We start from the raw sequence: 256 nt of genomic DNA, 5'->3' as shown, positions 1-256 counted from the left end.
CCTTGGTAGGCGAGGACCGCCTGGAAGTCGTCCTTGTCCGATACCTCCAGCCTGAGAGGACGGACGCGGAACCCCGCGTCCTTCAGCACATCGATCGCATCACCATCCCCCTTGACGGCCAGCGCATGGCGCTCGTCATCCCGCACCTGCGTGTGGCCATGATCGGCGGTCACGACCACGAAGCGATCGGCGAGCGCGCCCCGGGATCGCAGCCTTGCGCTCAGACGGGCGAGCTGCGGGTCGACCACCTCACGCA

1 protein-coding gene is annotated in these 256 nt (G+C 67.6%); it reads right to left on the bottom strand.

Annotation, left to right across the window (positions count from 1 at the left end; genetic code table 11):
* Positions 1-256 (bottom strand): hypothetical protein (locus ACLJNW_RS26595; protein WP_410961565.1); only part of this gene is annotated, 256 nt, incomplete at both ends.

The sequence above is a fragment of the Salmonella sp. SAL4457 genome, assembly GCF_046548235.1.
GTDB lineage: Bacteria > Pseudomonadota > Gammaproteobacteria > Enterobacterales > Enterobacteriaceae > Salmonella > Salmonella enterica.
The sequence above is the reverse complement of the archived record's forward strand: the minus strand, read 5'-3'. Positions and strand labels throughout refer to the sequence as shown.